The organism is Gelidibacter algens (assembly GCF_001678675.1).
Classification (GTDB): Bacteria; Bacteroidota; Bacteroidia; order Flavobacteriales; family Flavobacteriaceae; genus Gelidibacter; species Gelidibacter algens.
In genome coordinates this window covers 1-16,875 of sequence record NZ_LZRN01000036.1, presented here as the reverse complement: position 1 = coordinate 16,875, position 16,875 = coordinate 1, and the positions used below count along the sequence as shown (strand labels likewise).

Below are 16,875 nucleotides of genomic sequence, written 5' to 3'. Positions count from 1 at the left end.
CAAATTTAAAATAAATCTTTCTATACCTGATAAAAATGTCTTTATAAGTCTTTGATCACTTCAAGAATTTGCTCGGGAAGTAAATTCATGTCCGTTGGTTTTTTGAGATAGGTTGAGGCTCCGAGTGTATGAAATTCATTGATACTTTCTTCAGAAAAAGAAGTGGAATACATAATGACGGGAATATGTTCGAGTTTCGCCTCTCTTTTTAATTGCTTCAAACATTCAGAGCCATCCATGCGGGGCATGTTGATGTCAAGAAAAATAAAATGTGGCAAATGTTCTGCCGTTCTCAAAAGTATAATTGCTTCTTCACAGCCATTTGCCTCCATAAATTTTACGGAACTTTGCATTTTTCTTACTGCAGCTTTGAAGAAGAATCTATCATCTGCATCATCGTCTATAATCATAAAATTTGTTGTCTCCATAGTCTGTGGCTGGGTGAGTTACCGTGGTTGTTCAAAAGGAAGTATAACGTGAAATGATGCCCCTACATTTTCTTGTCCATCTGCAAACGTTAGGCCATTGTGATTTTCAGTAATTTTTTTTGTGAGTGCTAAGCCAATGCCTGTGCCAATAAACGTATCTCTGTTGTGCAGACGCTGGAAGATGGTGAATATTTTTTCAGAATATTGTTGCTCAAAACCGATGCCGTTGTCTTTAAAAATAATTTCAACATATGATCGTAACGGATTTAAGATGGGATATTTTTTAATTTGTTTTTCTGAAAGCGTGCGCGATGTGATGGTGATCACTGGTGGCACCTCTTCCCTCGAAAATTTAAGGGCGTTGCTGATGAGGTTGTAAAAAAGCTGGTTCATCTGCAAAGGGATGGCCTCAATGGTAGGGAGTTCATCGCTTTTTATTTCGGCTTTCTTTTCATCAACCAGTAATTCAAAATCATTTAATATATTTTTTAGGGTGTCATTCAAATTGGTTTTCTCAACTAATTTTTCGTGCTCAAGCAAGCGCGAATAATTGAGCAAGTCGCGGATAAGCGTTGACATGCGGGAAGAGGCTCCTTCAATTTTGTCGAGATACGATTGTACTTCGTTGCTCAACTCGGCTTTGTGATTGTCTTGTAAGCGCATGGAAAAGGTTAAAATTTTCCGCAATGGCTCTTGTAAATCGTGGCTGGCTATATGGGCAAACTGGTCTAGCTGCGTGTTGGTCTTCTTTAGTGCTTCGTTTGATTTTTTGAGTTCAGCGGTTCGCTCTTTAACCTTTATTTCCAGTTCTTCAGTAAAACTTTTATGTTCAGTAATATCAAGGCTGATACCTGAAAGCGTATGCGCTTCGCCAATGTCGTCATAATGATACTGCCCGGTAGACCTTATCCATATCACCGCCCCATCATTTGCCCGTTTTATGCGATAATCAACTTCATAAATGCCATGATTCACCTTGAATTCTTCTATTTTTTGCAAAGCCATTTTTTTATCCTCAGGCACAATCAGGTTATGCCAGTCTTCGTATGTCAAATCTTCACGATGCTCGTCATAGCCCCATAATTTTTTATGAAGGTTTGACCATTTCAACTTTGATGACACCACATCTAAAGACCAAATACCAACCGCAGCAGAATCCGTTGCCAATTTTAAAAGTCGTGCCAGCATCAATTGCTCGTTTTCACTTTCTTCAATTTGCTTTTTTGCCAGAACCTGATCGGTTACGTCGGTGGCAAGTATCGTAATGCCAGTAATGCTATTATCAACTTCAGTATAGGGTTGATATACAAAATTGTAATATCGGGTTTCTTCTTTTTCCCAGCGGAAATGGGTCACTTTTGTTTCGTGTCCATAATGAGGCACACCTGTGGTATACACCTGTTGCAATAATTCTGGAAATCCCTGGTCCTTTATTTCAGGTAGCACTTCAAAGAACGGCTTGCCAAAGACATCATCCCCTTTTCCCCAGGTATCTAAAAGTGGTGCATTGGCAAAGCTTATGACCATATCCGTTCCTTTCAAAATCCCTATTGCCATAATGGATTGTTCAAGGATATTACTGAAACGCTTTTCGCTTGCTTCAATTTGTTTGCGCGACATGACCTGTTCGGTCACATCATGTGCATACACCAATATCCCTTCTGTGTCACCGTTGTTATTTTTAAATGCCTGATAAACGAAATTCATGTATAACAGTTGTGATTCTTCATTTTTCTTATCCAACTTGAGTGACAATTCTTTCCCAATATAAGTTTCGCCTGTCTTATAAACCTTGTCAAGCAGTTCAATAAAGCCCTGCGATTCTGTTTCAGGGAGTGCTTCAAGTACCGATTTATTTTTAAGATCCCGTTGGCCAACAAGCTCCATATAAGCAGCATTGGCAAATTCAAATACATGTTCAGGACCTTTGAGAATGGCAAGCACAGCAGGCGCTTGTGTAAAGAAATCGTGCAATAATTTGCGTTCTTTTTCTGCACGCTTTTTATTGTCATCAATAATTTTTTGGGCTGCTGCCTCTTCGGTTTTATCTTCTATGGCCAAAAGAATTAATTGCTCTTGTGTCCGTTCGTTTTTAATCTGCCGCGCATTCATCAACAGGTTACGCTCTCCGACTTTGGGAAGTTTAAGTTTGATTTCAAAATCATCAATACTGTTCTTTTGAGAAAGCACTTTGACGAGTAACGAGCGAAGTCTAGCATCATCAAACTGATGATGCTGTATCTCATAAAACCATTTTTTTTCTGTGTTCTTTTCATCCACATCAAATTTTTTGTAAAAGGCAGCATTGGCGGTTTTTACGCAAAGGTCTTTATCGAGAACAATGAGTGGATGGCGGATGGTGCTCACAATGCTATCGGAATACAAACGGGCTGCATGGAGTTGGTCCTGCTTGTCAACCAACTCCTGATTGATGATGATCAATTCTTCATTGGTTGATTGTAGTTCTTCTCGCGAGGTTTCAAGTTCTTCATTTAAACTTTGCATCTCTTCATTGCTGCTTTGCAATTCTTCATTGGCGCTTTGCAGTTCTTCATTGTAGGCTTCCATATCTTCAGTAATGGAACGCATGTCTTCTCGCGTTTGGGAAAGCTCTTTTTCAAGATTCTCGTTTTGTTTTTGAGCCGCACTAGCTTTTCCTGTTGACGATTTTTTGTTGTCCTGAACACTAGGAATTATTTTTTCCTGAAACTGAATTAAATAATGAATATCCACCGTGTTTGTGAGCGGCGTAATTTCAATAGTCACCAACGCTTGTTTTCCCTGTCCGACGTCGTTATTACTCTCTGTACCGGCTCTTGCTGACCGGCGGGCGTTTGTATTAACGGGAATGTTTTCTTTGATGACCGTTTCTTCGCTTGTTTTTGCTTTGTGAATGGCGTTGCGCAATTCAAACGCCAACCCTTCGCGCGCCATCTGTAAAACATTATGAGTGGGCTTGCCTTGAGGTGACTGAAGAAAAGGCGTAATGTCGCCGTGAATGTGAACGATGTCCATTTGCTCATTCACTACCACACTGGCAGGCGAATTGGAAATCATAATGGCCTCGGCACTTTTTCTGAAATCGGTTAGATTGGCTACTTTTTTGGTTGCGGTCTTGTCTTTTGTCACCATAGATTCTTCCCTGCGCTCCGTGGCCACATGCATGAACCTGCCTGGCACGGGCTTGCGTGAGTAAATCTTATCATTTTTCACAAGGGGTGAAAACAAATCTGAAGACGCACCAACCGTTTCGGATTTCCCCAGCAGGAGCACCCCATTTGCTTTAAGTGCATAATGGAATGTGGTAAAGGCCTTTTTTTGTAAAAATGCATCCATGTAAATGAGCACATTGCGACAACTTATCAGATCCATTTTTGCAAATGGTGGATCTTTTAAGAAATTATGCGGCGCAAACACGCACATTTGACGAATACGTTTGTTCACTTCATAACCACCATTATTTTTAGTGAAATATTTATTGAGATAGGATTCAGAAAGTTTTTCTACCTCGGCTTTGGTGTATATTGCTGAACGTGCTTTCTTGATTGCTTTTTCCGAAATATCACTTGCAAAGATTTGGATTTTTAATTCCGTTGATTTATCGCCCAAAAATTCTGCAATGCAAATAGCGAGAGAAAATGCTTCCTGACCTGTGGAGCATCCTGCACTCCAAACGCGAATGGTATCACCTGTAGATTTATTTTGGAACAAGTCAGGAAAAACGGTATCCCTCAAATTTTTAAACGTTTTTGGGTCGCGAAAAAAAGAAGTGACAGGAATGAGCACATCCTGAAAGAGCGCGTCTTGTTCATCATCATTGGCACGCAAAAAGCTTAAGTATTCAGAAATATTATTTTTGTCGACAATTGCTATCCGCCGTGCAATGCGCCTGTGAAACGTGGGCCGCTTATAGAACGTGAAATCAACACCACTGCGTTGGTGAAGCAAAAGAAGGATTTTTTCAAAGGTTTCTTCGTTGTCGTCTTCTATAACTTGTTCACTGTCTTCAAAGACATTATTTGCTTTGTATGAGCTGTTGATTTGCAACAGCTGTGCTGGAATATCTTCGGGGGCTAACACAAAATCGACAACACCTGCCTTCACCGCACTTTGTGGCATACTAATGTAAGCTGCCGATTTTAGATCTTGGGCAATGCCGATACCACCATGTTCCTTTATGGCTTTTAATCCGAGCGTGCCGTCACTGCCTGTGCCTGAAAGTACCACACCCACGGCACATTCTTTATGAACTTCGGCAAGCGAGGTAAAAAATATATCGATGGAGAGATTGACTTTGTTTTTGTCGCGAGGGGCCAACTGAAGCACGCCATCAGTTGAGGTTAAAATTTTGTTGGATGGAATGATGTAAATATGGTCGGGTGCCAAATGGATATCTTCGGTAATTTCATGCACAGGAACTTTTGTTACCCTTTGTAAAATTTCCGGCAACATACTTTCGTGCGATGGGTCCAAATGCTGTACCAATACATAGGCCATTCCTGAACTTTCGGGTATGGCTGGGAGCAATTTTTTGAATGCATCAAGCCCTCCTGCGCTCGCCCCAATGCCTACGATGGGAAAATTCTGCTTGGTGGCAGGTGGCTGGGTTTTATTTTTTTTCTCTTTTGCCATGTATGTAAACGATTCTTAAATTGTTTTTTGTGGGTTTGCTAATATGACGGGTGACGGGTGACGGGTGATGGATGACGGATGACCGATGACTGCCGACTGCCGACTGAAGACTGCCGACTGATGACTGCCGACTGCCGACTGCCGACTGAAGACTGCCGACTGCCGACTGCCGACTGATGACTGCCGACTGCCGACTGCCGCCTGATATTTACTATCCATCATCATACTAGCGGCGCGATATAAGTTATTTTTTGCGATGCATACAACACCTCTTTCATCTTGTCAACATGCTGCTGTATGTCTTCAGCTTTTTCACCATAGCTCGTCGCCATTTTCGAATATCCTTTTTTAGTGTTGTCGCTTTCCATTTTTTTCAGAAGATTTCTACGCTCTTCCATAATGCGCAAGGCTACCCACAAAGTGGACTCTAATATTTCACCCTGTTTGATCACCAAATCACTTTCGGAATAGGAATGCCCGATGTGGCATCGGTAACGGTTTGTGATGCCTTTCTCCTCGGCAATGCTCCACAATCCGCCACCGCAATCAGGACAGGCGTAAATATCTTTCTCGGCAATTTGTTTGACACTTTCGTAATCCACCACTACCCTTTCAGCAATTTCAGATTCAATTAAAATATCCTTCGGGGCAGGTATTTCATCGGGTGAGGATTGTGTCACTTTAAAAATCAAGTCTCCCATTTGGCTTAGTGACACGCAGTGATCCACTTCCATGTTATTGAGAACAGATAGCGGCATGTCAGGATATTCTGCTTCATTTGGGTCTTGCACGATGCAGGTTCCGCCACTTCTTTTAATGGCCAACATGCCTGTGGTACCATCATCAAGGGAGCCGGTCAATACCACACCAACAACCCTTGTGCTGTAAGCGGCGGCGGCTGAACGGAACAAGACATCAATGGAAGGCCGCCAGCGGTTTTCCTCAGGACCATGACCCAAAATTATTTTATCTTTTTTGACCAGCAGATGCGCATTGGGTGCACCAACGTAAATGTGACCCTTTTGTATTGCTGTATTTTCTTTAGCTACTTCACATGGCAAGGCCGTATGCGGTTGAAGGCGATGAACCAGAAAATCGCTGATGCTTGTTTTTGACAAGTGCATCACAATAAAAACAGCGGCATCCATTTCTACTTCCAACTGTGAAACAAATTCAATAAGTGCATTCATTCCGCCTGCCGAAGTGCCTACTACGATAATAAATTTTGGCGTTTTCATTTTATGTTTGATTAATTATTGGCGATGTTTTTTGCCTCTGCTTTTTCCATTGCTGAAATAAGGCAGGTGTTCTGATCCATCTGCACTAGCACTAAAATTTTGTAAGTCCTTAATTTTATATTTCGTCGACGGAAGATACGAAAACGAGACTAAAAATGACAGTTCCATTAGTATTATAGAAGTTTCTTTTTTCTGGTGCTCAAATTACGGTGTCACTCTATATGAAGGGGCTTGGGAGGCAAAAGCAAAATCCCGATACATCGGGACCAAATTCAAAAACAATAACAGTGACGCTTCTCTTTTTTGTAAGGGATATCCAAAACCGCTTCAACGTGTTTACTGTTTACTATGTCTATTAGATCTTGCAGAAAATGGATAAGATTGGGAAGTGCGCGACAAGGTGACGCATCTTTAGGGTTTTTCTGCTACTTCATTCATAGCTTTTATTAATTCTTCGGGCAACGGATAGATATCGGATAGTTTGGTCAAAAAATAGTCAGCGCCAAGGTCTTTGGTAACTTCTTTATCTAATTTATATTCTGAGGTGCTGTAAATAATGACCGGGATATTTTTTAAGGTGTTATCTTTTTTCAACTCTTCCAAACACTCCCGTCCATCCATCTTTGGCATGTTTAAATCAAGAAAAATAAAATCGGGCAACTGTTCTGACTTTCGCAATTGTTTAAGAGCATCATCACCATTCTCTGCTTCTATACATTCAAAAGATGGATTGTATTTGCGTATGGCACTACGGAAAAAAAAGCGGTCGTCTTTATCATCATCCACAATCATTAAAATTTTTTTTTCAGCAGTTTCGTTCTTTTTAGGTATCATAAGAATTTAGTTTTATATGATTTTTTGTAAAATTAGCCATTTAAGCTTGAGATGTATTACATTTTTGGAAATAAGTACATGATTTACACTTTCAGCTTGTGCTTGGGCTTTAAATAAAAGTTGAATCGAAGGGTAATGGACCAACGTAAAACAGCATCAAGATACAACTTAAGCGTTTTAGGAGGGCAAGTACGTATTAAGGTGACGCAAATTTAGTTTTTTCTCCTACTTGGTTCATGGCATTTATTAATTCTTCAGGCAACGAATAAATATGGGACAATTTGGTAAGAAAATAATCGGCGCCAAGTGCATTGGTCATTTCTTTATCCATTATATTTTCTGAGGAGCTGTAAATAATGACCGGAATATTTTTTAAGAGTTCATCTTTTTTCAATTCTATTAAACATTCCCGTCCATCCATCTTTGGCATGTTGAGATCAAGAAAAATAAAATCGGGCAACGCTTCTACCTTTCGCAATCTTTTGAGTGCATCATCACCATTTTCTGCCTCGACACATTTATAAGATGGATTGTATTTACGAATGGCATTGCGGAAAAAAAACGGTCGTCTATGTCATCGTCCACAATCATCAAAATCTTATTGCCTGACGGTTCGTTCTTTTTATGTGCCATAAATTTTTAGTTAAAACGTATGTTGCTAAATTAAAATTTAAAGCATGAGATTTGTTACATTTTTTTTAAAAAAGTTACATGATTCACATATGCAGCTTGTGCATTGTAATTGGTTAGTTCAGCAGTCGTTTATTGAACATAGTTAGGAGATTCACACTTTTGCCAATACTCAACTATGGTCTTCATTGTACTTTTTAAATCTTGAAAACTCGAAGGCTTGATAAAAAATCCTTGAATGGATTTTGAATACGCGTCAATGACGGCGTCTTGTGCAGCGCTTGTTGTAAAGAATAAGTAAGGAATAGTTTTTAATCGTATGTCCTCATTTTCATGGATTTGCTTTCTTAGCTCTACTCCACTGAGCTTTGGCATATTGATGTCAGAAAAAACAATGAAAGGCTCACTGGTTTTTGCGGTCAAATAGGCAAGTGCTTCTTGTCCGTCATTAAAAAAAATGTATTTTATTTTTATAATCGAGTTCTTTAAAGACTTCAGTAAACATCTCTTGGTCATCAATGTCATCTTCAACGATAATAATTGCTCCGTTCTTATTCATTTTATGTTGCTTAAAATATAATGAACAAATATAAGATTTCTTTTGTAGTAGATTTCAAGTTTGTAGTATCCTAAAGAGTTTCACATAACGTTTTGCCACTAGAACTTCGTGGTGTAGATCGAAGCCGAATTCTCACGGCCAGGAGAAATGATACTCTGAAAAATAAACGAACGATGACCAAAAAAACCAACCCTGAGTTTTAGCGGCTGTTGGCAGGGTTGTTTTTGATGTCCATTGTCATTCTCCGAGAATGAAAAACTTGTTTGCATGCTAATTTTTTTAGCAGGGCCTAAGCACTTTCATCAAACACTATCGTGTCTCCACTTACTTTTTTATCTGTAGGTTGTTTAAGAGGTAATGTAAAATAAAATGAAGATCCCTCGCCCTCAATACTTTCTACCCATATTTCGCCGCCATTTTTTTCTAAAAAGCCCTTGACTAACAGCAATCCTATACCTGCGCCTTTATTTTCTTTTCTTGCTGTTGCAAGCGCATTCATTTGCGGGGTAAAGAGTTTGTGCTGGATGTCTTTGGACATACCAACGCCGGTGTCCTTAATTTCCACAATCATTTTATCCTCGCTTTTTTTCGCAGTCACCGTAATCTTCCCGCCTTTGTGGGTATGTTTTATGGCATTTGACACGATGTTTTGGAGTACAGAGATTACCATTTTTCCATCAGCAAACACATTGGTGTTTTCTTCAATTTCCTGATGAAGGTTTATGGTATTTATAGAAGCGGTCTCCTGTAAAGTATCAAAGACTTTGTTGACATATTCAGAAAGCTCAATTTTTGTTGGGGTAAACGTATCTGATGCGTATTTGATTCTTGCCCATTCCAACAAATAGTCTAACATATTTAGCTCTTCGGTAGATTCTTTATGCAGAAGTTCTAGCAATTCTTTTGCTTCATTAGGTGGTATGGTCTCAATATTTGATTTCAGGTACTCTGCCGCCTGAATAATAGCTGCCAATGGGCTTCTTAAATCATGCGAAAGTATGGCAAGGATGCTCTCTTTATGAGTGTTCAGTTCTTCAAGCTCTCTTATATAGTTCTTTATATCTTCTTCTGACTTCCTCCTATCAGTTAAGTCCCGCAGGATTTTGACATAGCCTAACAGGGTTCCATCTACTCCGGTAAGCGGAAAAACCAAGCCGTAAGCGAAGAACTTGCTTCCATCTTTGCAAATGTGCCACCTGTTATCTACTGCTCTTCCCTCTTTTATTGCGGTGTCAATTTCTTTTTTAGGAACGCCTTCATTTTTATCTTCTTCTGTAAAAATTATATCAAAAGGTTGCCCAATGACTTCTTCAGTTTCATAACCAAATATTGTGACGGCGCCGGCGCTCCAACTGTTAATATTAAAATCTACATCAAGGGTAAAAATTGAATAATCCTGTAAGCTATTTATTATCTGGCTGAAAAATTCGGCAGTAGGGACATATTGATTTTTTAGAACTTTGCTTATGGAGTGGTCTTTTCCCATTTTATTTAATTTAATGAATTAAGTTTTTAATGCAAAGGTAAGTCGTTTTTAATATGCAGGAATTACACAATCGATCATTTTAGTATCTATCCAGTAGTAACTATCGTGCTTTTCTGAAGTATTACAATCTGCAATACATATAATTATGTTGCAAGATGATATAATTGAACGTGTGATTTAATGATCAGCTTAGTCAAAACTTTTAAACAGTCATTCATTGAGCAATTAGAGGCTGACTGTTTAGAAAGTGTAGAAAGCCGATTGAACGACCCCCTGAAACTGTGAAATATGTAACTTTTTCCATCTACTTTATAAAGGTATAATTCTCTATGTGGTATACCTTGGTCTTTGTTAAAGTGCTTCAAATATTGACACCCCTGCATAAGGAAATGAAGGTCAATTAAAAAAATTAATGCCTTCCAAAACATCTGAAAAGTGTGAAACATGAGCAGCAACCATGTAAAACTATAGATCCATCCAAATATGTTTAAGAAATCTCAATTGAACAATCATAACAACAACAGTAAGCCACAGTCAGTACGCACATGGAATACCATGGAACCGTTAATGCAAGATCCCGGCGCACCTGACGATGCAAAACAACCAATCATGATTTCTGAATTGAAATTTCAAACCGTTTCACCACAGCAAAAACGACTAAAGTGTCCTGAAAAGGGGATGTTATTCGTATTTAATTTTAAGGATGGGATCAATTGCCTTTCCATGGAAAACGGAGCAGAATTTCATTTAGCAAGTTTCCAGAGTATCATGGTTGCAAATAGTGACTCTGAATATATTGACCTTGAATTTCCAGAAGACGCCAGCTATCATCTTTGTGTTATTACAGTGGCTCAATTTGAAACTTTAGGCTTTGAAAATGATTTTTCATTGGAGAATATTCAATCCCAAAACAACAGCCATTGCTGGTTTACGGGATATACAAACATAAAGCTGTCCAACTTTATTTACGATCTTATGAGCATTGAGAGTGCCCTATTAAGCAACCCCCACTTGCTCTTAGGTTACACCAATCTTATTATTGGGTCAAAACTATTGGAGTATGAACATGATATCAACGCACCAAAGAAACAAGTCGATTTGAGAAATGACGAGATTAAACGTATCCATGAGTGCATCAACTATATCAAAGAAAATTATGCACAACAACTTGATCTTGACATGTTATGCACAACAGTTGCTTTATCTCCCCGGAAACTTCAAATAGGTGTGAGAGAACTTTATGGCAATACGGTGACATCATTTATTAAAGACTTCCGACTTCAGATGGCTGAGGAATTAATGAGAAATACAGAATTGAATGTTTCTCAAATTGTATATTCTATTGGACTCACCAGTAGAAGTTATTTTTCCAAAATATTTAAGGAAAAATATGAAACCTCACCAAACGAGTATATTAAAAAATTCAAATCTCAAATTGTATAATAGGTCTCATCAACAATCCTAAAAGCTATATCTGAAGGTTCACTAGTAATTTTCTTGTATCAAAGTGAACCATAAGGATTGAGCCTAAATTTAAATTCGCTAAGTTGCACTTTACTATTCCAATACTAGTTTCTAGAAACTTACGCCAACAAGCGTAGTAGAAAACATTGGAACACATTGGTTTCAGAATGCTTTTAATTGTAAGCGAGATACATATTTAGATATCGCTAACTGTTTTCTTCAGTAAACAAAGTCCTGAGGCGCTTCATATAAATGGTTGCAGAGAATGCGCAATAGTGGTAACTTCAAAATAAAAACGCATGTGTTACGATATAAAGGCCACTATAGAAACGCAATTAAAAAGAGCTCAGAGAAAAGGTGACTCACAAGCCGTTGATGACATCATGGACGCCTTAATTCCGCTGACCGATTTACCACTTCATCATAGTTCGGGATTCTCACACCCTGAGGTATTGATCTATACTGATCGCTCCCCAGATTACCCAGAAGTTGCCACTTGGGGCCTAGTGCCGCATTGGGTAAAGAATGAAGCTGATATTAAGAAAAGCTGGAACAACACTTTAAATGCTCGAGGTGAAACCATCTTTAAATTAAATTCATTTAGAAAGGCGGCCAATGAAAGCAGATGTCTGGTTTATATTGATGGGTTTTATGAACACCATCATTTTGAGAAAAACACCTACCCCTTTTACATTTACAAAAAAGATCACTCACCGATTATTTTAGCTGGACTTTTCAATGAATGGATCAATCCTGAAACCCACGGAAAATTACTCACGTTTTCCATTGTAACCACCACAGGAAATGCGCTATTATCTAAAATCCATAATAACCCGAAACTTAAAGAGGCCCGAATGCCCGTGATTCTGCACGAAGAATTAGCCGATAAATGGCTGGCCAAATTAGAGGGCGATAAAGATCAAAAATTTATAGAGGCACTGATTAAGGAATATCCGGAAGAGGAATTGGAAGCGCACACGGTCTCAAAATTGAGAGGTAAGGCGTATTTGGGGAATGTTGCTGAAATTTGTGATCCTGTAAAGTATGCACAGTTGGTGTTCTAAAAAGGAGTTAATCTTGTAAGACCTTACCCCTTCTCTTTCAAGGCATTATATTCTTAATTGACTTATACATCCCGGATTTGTGCATGTAAAGCATTAAATTTCACCCAGGCTTTTCTCCAACTGTAGCTTCTTTAACAACTTCAAAATACAACTCTTTTGGAAAGTCGATGGTTATATTATCTTGAATAATTAAAAATGAAGCGCCACTCAATAGTCTGGCTATTCATAGGTTTTTTATTATTCCATCCATTAAGAAAATAATAATCACCATTACGTTGATGTTGATTTAAAATTGTTAGGTAATTGACTTAAATCTATCCCATCAATGCTGATCTTTATAACGCAAATCAATATTCATATAACGTCATTGCAATTGCGCTTTAAAATGATGCCGTTCAACATTTTAGATAATTGTTGAATGACGAATTTCATTTTTATAGCTGTCAAGACTAAACAAATTGAAACATAGAATTGAGGCGTGATACAAGAAGCTACATTTAAATTCTGACAATGCTTTCGTAGTATCATTGACTTTTCCGTCTTGGCATCTGTCAGCCTCAAAGAATATGTGGTTCATATGACCTTGTGCTGAACACGTCCTTGTAGTAGCACACAACAAAACGCAATAGCAGAAAAGATAAGCAGAATCCTTAATAATGAGATCCTCTTTAAATACAACTAGAGTTGTAACTATGGCCAGACCAAAGTATATATTATTTTCTGTTTAATGTTTTGTTAAATAAGTTAAACAAACTTTGTATTGTGTTACCTTTGGATATAAATAAATTATAAAAAAAATATTATGGAAAACACAAACCAAACAAAAACAGAACAAGACACTCCAAACATTGTAGGTGTAGCTGCAGGTAACGACGCTTTTACAACGTTGGTAGCGGCGGTAAAAGCTGCAGGATTAGTGGACACATTAAGTGGCCAAGGACCATTTACAGTATTTGCTCCTACAAATGATGCTTTTGATAAATTGCCAAATGGTACTGTAGAAAGTTTATTGAAGCCTGAAAGTAAAGACAAATTAACAGCGGTACTCACCTACCATGTAGTTGCTGGAAAATTTGAGGCAGCAGCCGTAATGGATGCAATTGAAAAACATGATGGAAAGTTCACAGTAGACACAGTTCAAGGTGGTAAAATTGATTTAAGTCTGAAAGATGGAAAAGTGATTTTAACCGATGCAAACAAAGGAACATCTACAGTGGTAATCGCTGATGTTGCTGCTTCAAATGGTGTCATTCACGCCATTGATACGGTTGTAATGTCTAACTAGTAAAATTTGTATTGAAAATCTAGAGACTATTTGAAAAGATAGTCTTTTTTTTTGGTTTATACACCGCTGAATTATTAGATAAATTACAATGCAAAAGCATGTTAATAATACAATCTAAAGTCAAGTAATTTACAGAGACTAAAATGTTTTTGAAACATCATTTCAACAACTTCGGTAAGATCATCATTTTCTTGGTATAGACTAAAAAAAATTCTGTCAATAGTACTTGTACTCGAAATTTCGCTAAGTTTAGAGCCGTAACCTGAAATGGCCCGCGCCCCTGTAACATCTAAAAAGTACTGCGACTCTTCATCGGTTAGGTCCAAGATTTTTTTGTTGCCAAAATGTATCACTTTTCCCTTCATCTTCCCCTCAAAAAGCTCTGCTATTTCCTCAATGCTATAATAATAGTCGTTTAGGAGGATAGTGTTTGCCTCTCCTGGCATAATGAGGTAAATAATCTCATAATCCTTAAAGTTATGATCTTCATACAGTAATATGTTCAAGCTCTCCTCCAAACTTTCAATAGTGTCGCATGCTTTGTAGATACTTGCAATACCTTGTCGCACTGCCATATCCTCTAAAACTTTAACAACTTCGGTGGTGTTGCTACTATCTATATCTGGAATAGCTTCGAGGCAGAAAATAAATTTTTCATTCTCCATAAATAGTAGGCTTTTATTTTTTTTGCAATTTACAAAACTTCTCTTCTGGACTGATCACATCGCATAAATCATTTCATATTTGAGTGTTGTATTGATTTTGCTTTGTGTAATATATTCTTCAAAAATATTAGAAATTTTTGTATCGGCTGATGTTCCTCTTTTTATATTCCATAAGTTACTTGAATTTTAACACCCCTGAGATGAACATCTAGTCAAAAAATATACCGATTGAGTCAATCTCCTCAATATTTTAGTAAAACCTTTGTAATTCTTAAAATATTAGCGTACACTACATTAATGTTAAAATATAAAGTTATGATGGACAATGAATTTGCTAAGCACGAGTTGAACTATATTAGACGTTATGAAGCGCTTGGTTTTACCGATCAATATAGAATAGTTAAGGATCAATTGGAAAACCTCGACACAAAAAATAGATATCATCCCAAAGATGTTAGTATTTTAAAAGAACACCGTTACGAAGGGATGAGCAACCCTTCAGACACGTCATTATTGTATGTTATTGAAACGGTCGATGGCAGTAAGGGAACAATGTTGGCAAACTATGGTGCCAATGCTGATAACGCCATTCATGAATTTATGAATATGATTCCCGAAGAAAATATTAAGGATGATCCCATGCTTCCTAACGATGTTCAGGAATAAGATTGAAACGGTTGCTTAGTGACACCAAAAAGCAATAGTAGTCATGAATGCTGTTATGATGTCATTCTATCTACTACGAAGGGCCACAACTGTCACGAAATGTGAAATATATACGCTAATAATCTGAACAAATTATTAGAGTAATTCTGTTTAGATCAAGAATATACAATCCAAAAGTGATTACATTACTAAGATTCTAATTTAATTTAACAAACACTATCATGAGAAAATCAATTTTAAGTTTAGCATTTGCCATTCTTTTATCGACGAGTATATACTCGTGCAAGGAAGAAACGAAACTCGACAATCTGGAAGAAACTCTTGAAGACCGTTCAGACGATTTGGAAGATGCTTCTGATGAAATCGGAGATGTTGCAATAAATATTGAAGATGCTTTAGAAAATTTCCGAGAAGCTTTGAAAGAAGTTGAAAACCCACAAGATAGAGAAATGATTCGTACAAGGGTCAACACAATTTTCGATGAAATGGAGGTAGACCTGAATAACTAGTCATTATTTGATTAATCATTCATTTTCATTGTTGTCCGATAAAAAAAGAAGCCAAATGAATGGCTTCTTAAAAAATCGTAATTTGGAGTTGCAAAAAACTAAAATACGATGAGTAAAAGTAATTATTTTTCCAGTAAATCTGTTTTCGGACAGCTGATTTCTTTAATAGATGATTCTTTGATAAGAAGAGAGGTCAAGAAATGTGATTCAGACCGTTACACCAAGCGATTTACCACAAAGGACCATTTGATAAGTATGCTTTTCTGTTCGTTCTCAAAGTGCACGTCATTGCGTGAAATATCTGGAGCAATGCTGGGTCTATCGGGAAAAACGAGTAGTTTTCAGCTAAACCATATTCCCAAAAGGAGTACTTTATCTGATGCAAACAAGAAAAGGGATGTTTTGGTCTTTGAAAATATCTATCATCAATTGCTCAAACAGTATGGTGGTTTCTTATCGGACAGCCGCATTAAAGATGTCATAATAAAGCAGGTCAAAATTTTCGACAGTTCAACAATTAGCCTTTTTAGGGACATTATGGGTTGCGTTGGCAGAAATCCAAAAAGCGGAAAAAGAAAAGGGGGAATAAAAGTACATTCTGTTATCAACGCAGATGAAATCGTACCGAGCTTGGTCTGGTTCAGTGAAGCCAAAACACACGATCATAAATTTTTAGAAAAGCTAAAATGCGATGAGAACACCATTTATGTTTTTGATAAGGCATATAATGATTACAAGGCTTTTGAGCATTTTACAGCCCATAAAACAGGATTTGTAACTCGCATAAAAGACAACGCATCGTATCTAAGTATCGAAAAATTAGATATTGGGGAACGGATCCATAACGGAGTTTTAGAAGATGAAATTATTGAAGTTGATGTAAAAAAAGGCAAGGAAATATCGAAATTAAGATTGAGGAAAGTGACGTTTTATGACCGCGTAAACAAACGAGAATTTGAATTTTTAACTAATTTGTTTGACTTGCGCGCCGATTTAATTGCTGCCCTGTACAAAATAAGATGGCAAATAGAAATACTGTTTAAACAGCTGAAACAGAATTTTCCATTGAAATATTTCTTGGGAGATAATGAAAATGCAATTAAAATACAAATTTATTGTGTTCTGATAGTCAATCTGCTATTGGCAGTGGTTAAAAAGAGATTGAAGCGCAGTTGGGCATTTTCAAATTTGGTCAGCTTCTGCAAAATCCACCTTTTCAATTACATCAATTTGATGAGATTTCTGGAAAACCCCGAAAAGGATTGGATAATTGACAAAGCTGAATCAGAACAACTAGTATTTAATCTGTGACCTGTTTTTCAAAAAAAACGAAAGATATAAATCAAAGCACTGAAAATCATATAGATAAAAAATAAAATCAAGCCGGTTTAATTTTTATCGGACATTAATGATTT

14 protein-coding genes are annotated in these 16,875 nt (G+C 37.5%); 6 read left to right on the top strand and 8 right to left on the bottom strand.

Annotated elements, in window-relative coordinates; genetic code table 11:
* Positions 1–41: 41 nt before the first annotated feature.
* The 7 genes from A9996_RS14740 to A9996_RS14710 all read right to left on the bottom strand — a co-directional run bounded on the left by A9996_RS14740 (position 42) and on the right by A9996_RS14710 (position 9,807).
* Positions 42–428, bottom strand: coding sequence for a response regulator (locus tag A9996_RS14740; protein ID WP_066436700.1), 387 nt, complete (start codon positions 426–428; stop codon positions 42–44).
* Between the two features lie 18 nt (positions 429–446).
* Positions 447–5,060, bottom strand: coding sequence for a CheR family methyltransferase (locus A9996_RS14735; protein ID WP_066436696.1), 4,614 nt, complete (start codon positions 5,058–5,060; stop codon positions 447–449).
* Between the two features lie 221 nt (positions 5,061–5,281).
* Complete coding sequence (locus tag A9996_RS14730; RefSeq protein WP_066436693.1) at positions 5,282–6,298, bottom strand: chemotaxis protein CheB; 1,017 nt, start codon at positions 6,296–6,298, stop codon at positions 5,282–5,284.
* A 411-nt stretch (positions 6,299–6,709) separates the two neighbouring features.
* The gene (locus A9996_RS14725; protein ID WP_066436691.1) at positions 6,710–7,132 is read right to left on the bottom strand and encodes a response regulator; all 423 of its coding nucleotides are present in this window, start codon (positions 7,130–7,132) and stop codon (positions 6,710–6,712) included.
* Positions 7,133–7,328: 196 nt separating this feature from the next.
* Positions 7,329–7,676: a response regulator gene (locus A9996_RS14720; RefSeq protein WP_157487227.1), complete on the bottom strand. Its 348-nt coding sequence runs from the start codon at positions 7,674–7,676 to the stop codon at positions 7,329–7,331.
* Positions 7,677–7,894: 218 nt separating this feature from the next.
* Positions 7,895–8,185 (bottom strand): response regulator, encoded by a 291-nt coding sequence (locus A9996_RS14715; RefSeq protein ID WP_211272661.1) that lies wholly within the window; start codon positions 8,183–8,185, stop codon positions 7,895–7,897.
* 425 nt (positions 8,186–8,610) lie between these two features.
* Positions 8,611–9,807, bottom strand: a complete 1,197-nt coding sequence (locus A9996_RS14710) for a PAS domain-containing sensor histidine kinase (RefSeq protein ID WP_066436689.1) — start codon at positions 9,805–9,807, stop codon at positions 8,611–8,613.
* 483 nt (positions 9,808–10,290) lie between these two features.
* Between A9996_RS14710 and A9996_RS14705 the strand changes: the two genes are divergently transcribed.
* The 3 genes from A9996_RS14705 (at position 10,291) to A9996_RS14695 (ending at position 13,620) form a co-directional block, all read left to right on the top strand.
* Positions 10,291–11,250 (top strand): helix-turn-helix domain-containing protein, encoded by a 960-nt coding sequence (locus A9996_RS14705; RefSeq protein ID WP_066436686.1) that lies wholly within the window; start codon positions 10,291–10,293, stop codon positions 11,248–11,250.
* A 320-nt stretch (positions 11,251–11,570) separates the two neighbouring features.
* Positions 11,571–12,335: an SOS response-associated peptidase gene (locus A9996_RS14700; RefSeq protein ID WP_066436684.1), complete on the top strand. Its 765-nt coding sequence runs from the start codon at positions 11,571–11,573 to the stop codon at positions 12,333–12,335.
* An 802-nt stretch (positions 12,336–13,137) separates the two neighbouring features.
* Complete coding sequence (locus A9996_RS14695) at positions 13,138–13,620, top strand: fasciclin domain-containing protein (RefSeq protein WP_066436682.1); 483 nt, start codon at positions 13,138–13,140, stop codon at positions 13,618–13,620.
* A gap of 101 nt (positions 13,621–13,721) precedes the next feature.
* On the opposite strand, the gene A9996_RS14690 is transcribed toward A9996_RS14695, so the two are convergent.
* Positions 13,722–14,285: a DUF6642 family protein gene (locus A9996_RS14690; RefSeq protein ID WP_066436680.1), complete on the bottom strand. Its 564-nt coding sequence runs from the start codon at positions 14,283–14,285 to the stop codon at positions 13,722–13,724.
* A 315-nt stretch (positions 14,286–14,600) separates the two neighbouring features.
* Between A9996_RS14690 and A9996_RS14685 the strand changes: the two genes are divergently transcribed.
* The 3 genes from A9996_RS14685 to A9996_RS14675 all read left to right on the top strand — a co-directional run bounded on the left by A9996_RS14685 (position 14,601) and on the right by A9996_RS14675 (position 16,771).
* A complete protein-coding gene (locus A9996_RS14685; protein ID WP_146608974.1) occupies positions 14,601–14,951 on the top strand; it encodes a hypothetical protein in 351 nt (116 codons plus the stop codon).
* A gap of 221 nt (positions 14,952–15,172) precedes the next feature.
* Entirely contained in the window at positions 15,173–15,460 is a 288-nt protein-coding gene (locus A9996_RS14680; protein WP_066436677.1) for a hypothetical protein, read from the top strand.
* Positions 15,461–15,568: 108 nt separating this feature from the next.
* Positions 15,569–16,771: an IS4 family transposase gene (locus A9996_RS14675; RefSeq protein ID WP_066429769.1), complete on the top strand. Its 1,203-nt coding sequence runs from the start codon at positions 15,569–15,571 to the stop codon at positions 16,769–16,771.
* Positions 16,772–16,875 lie beyond the last annotated feature (104 nt).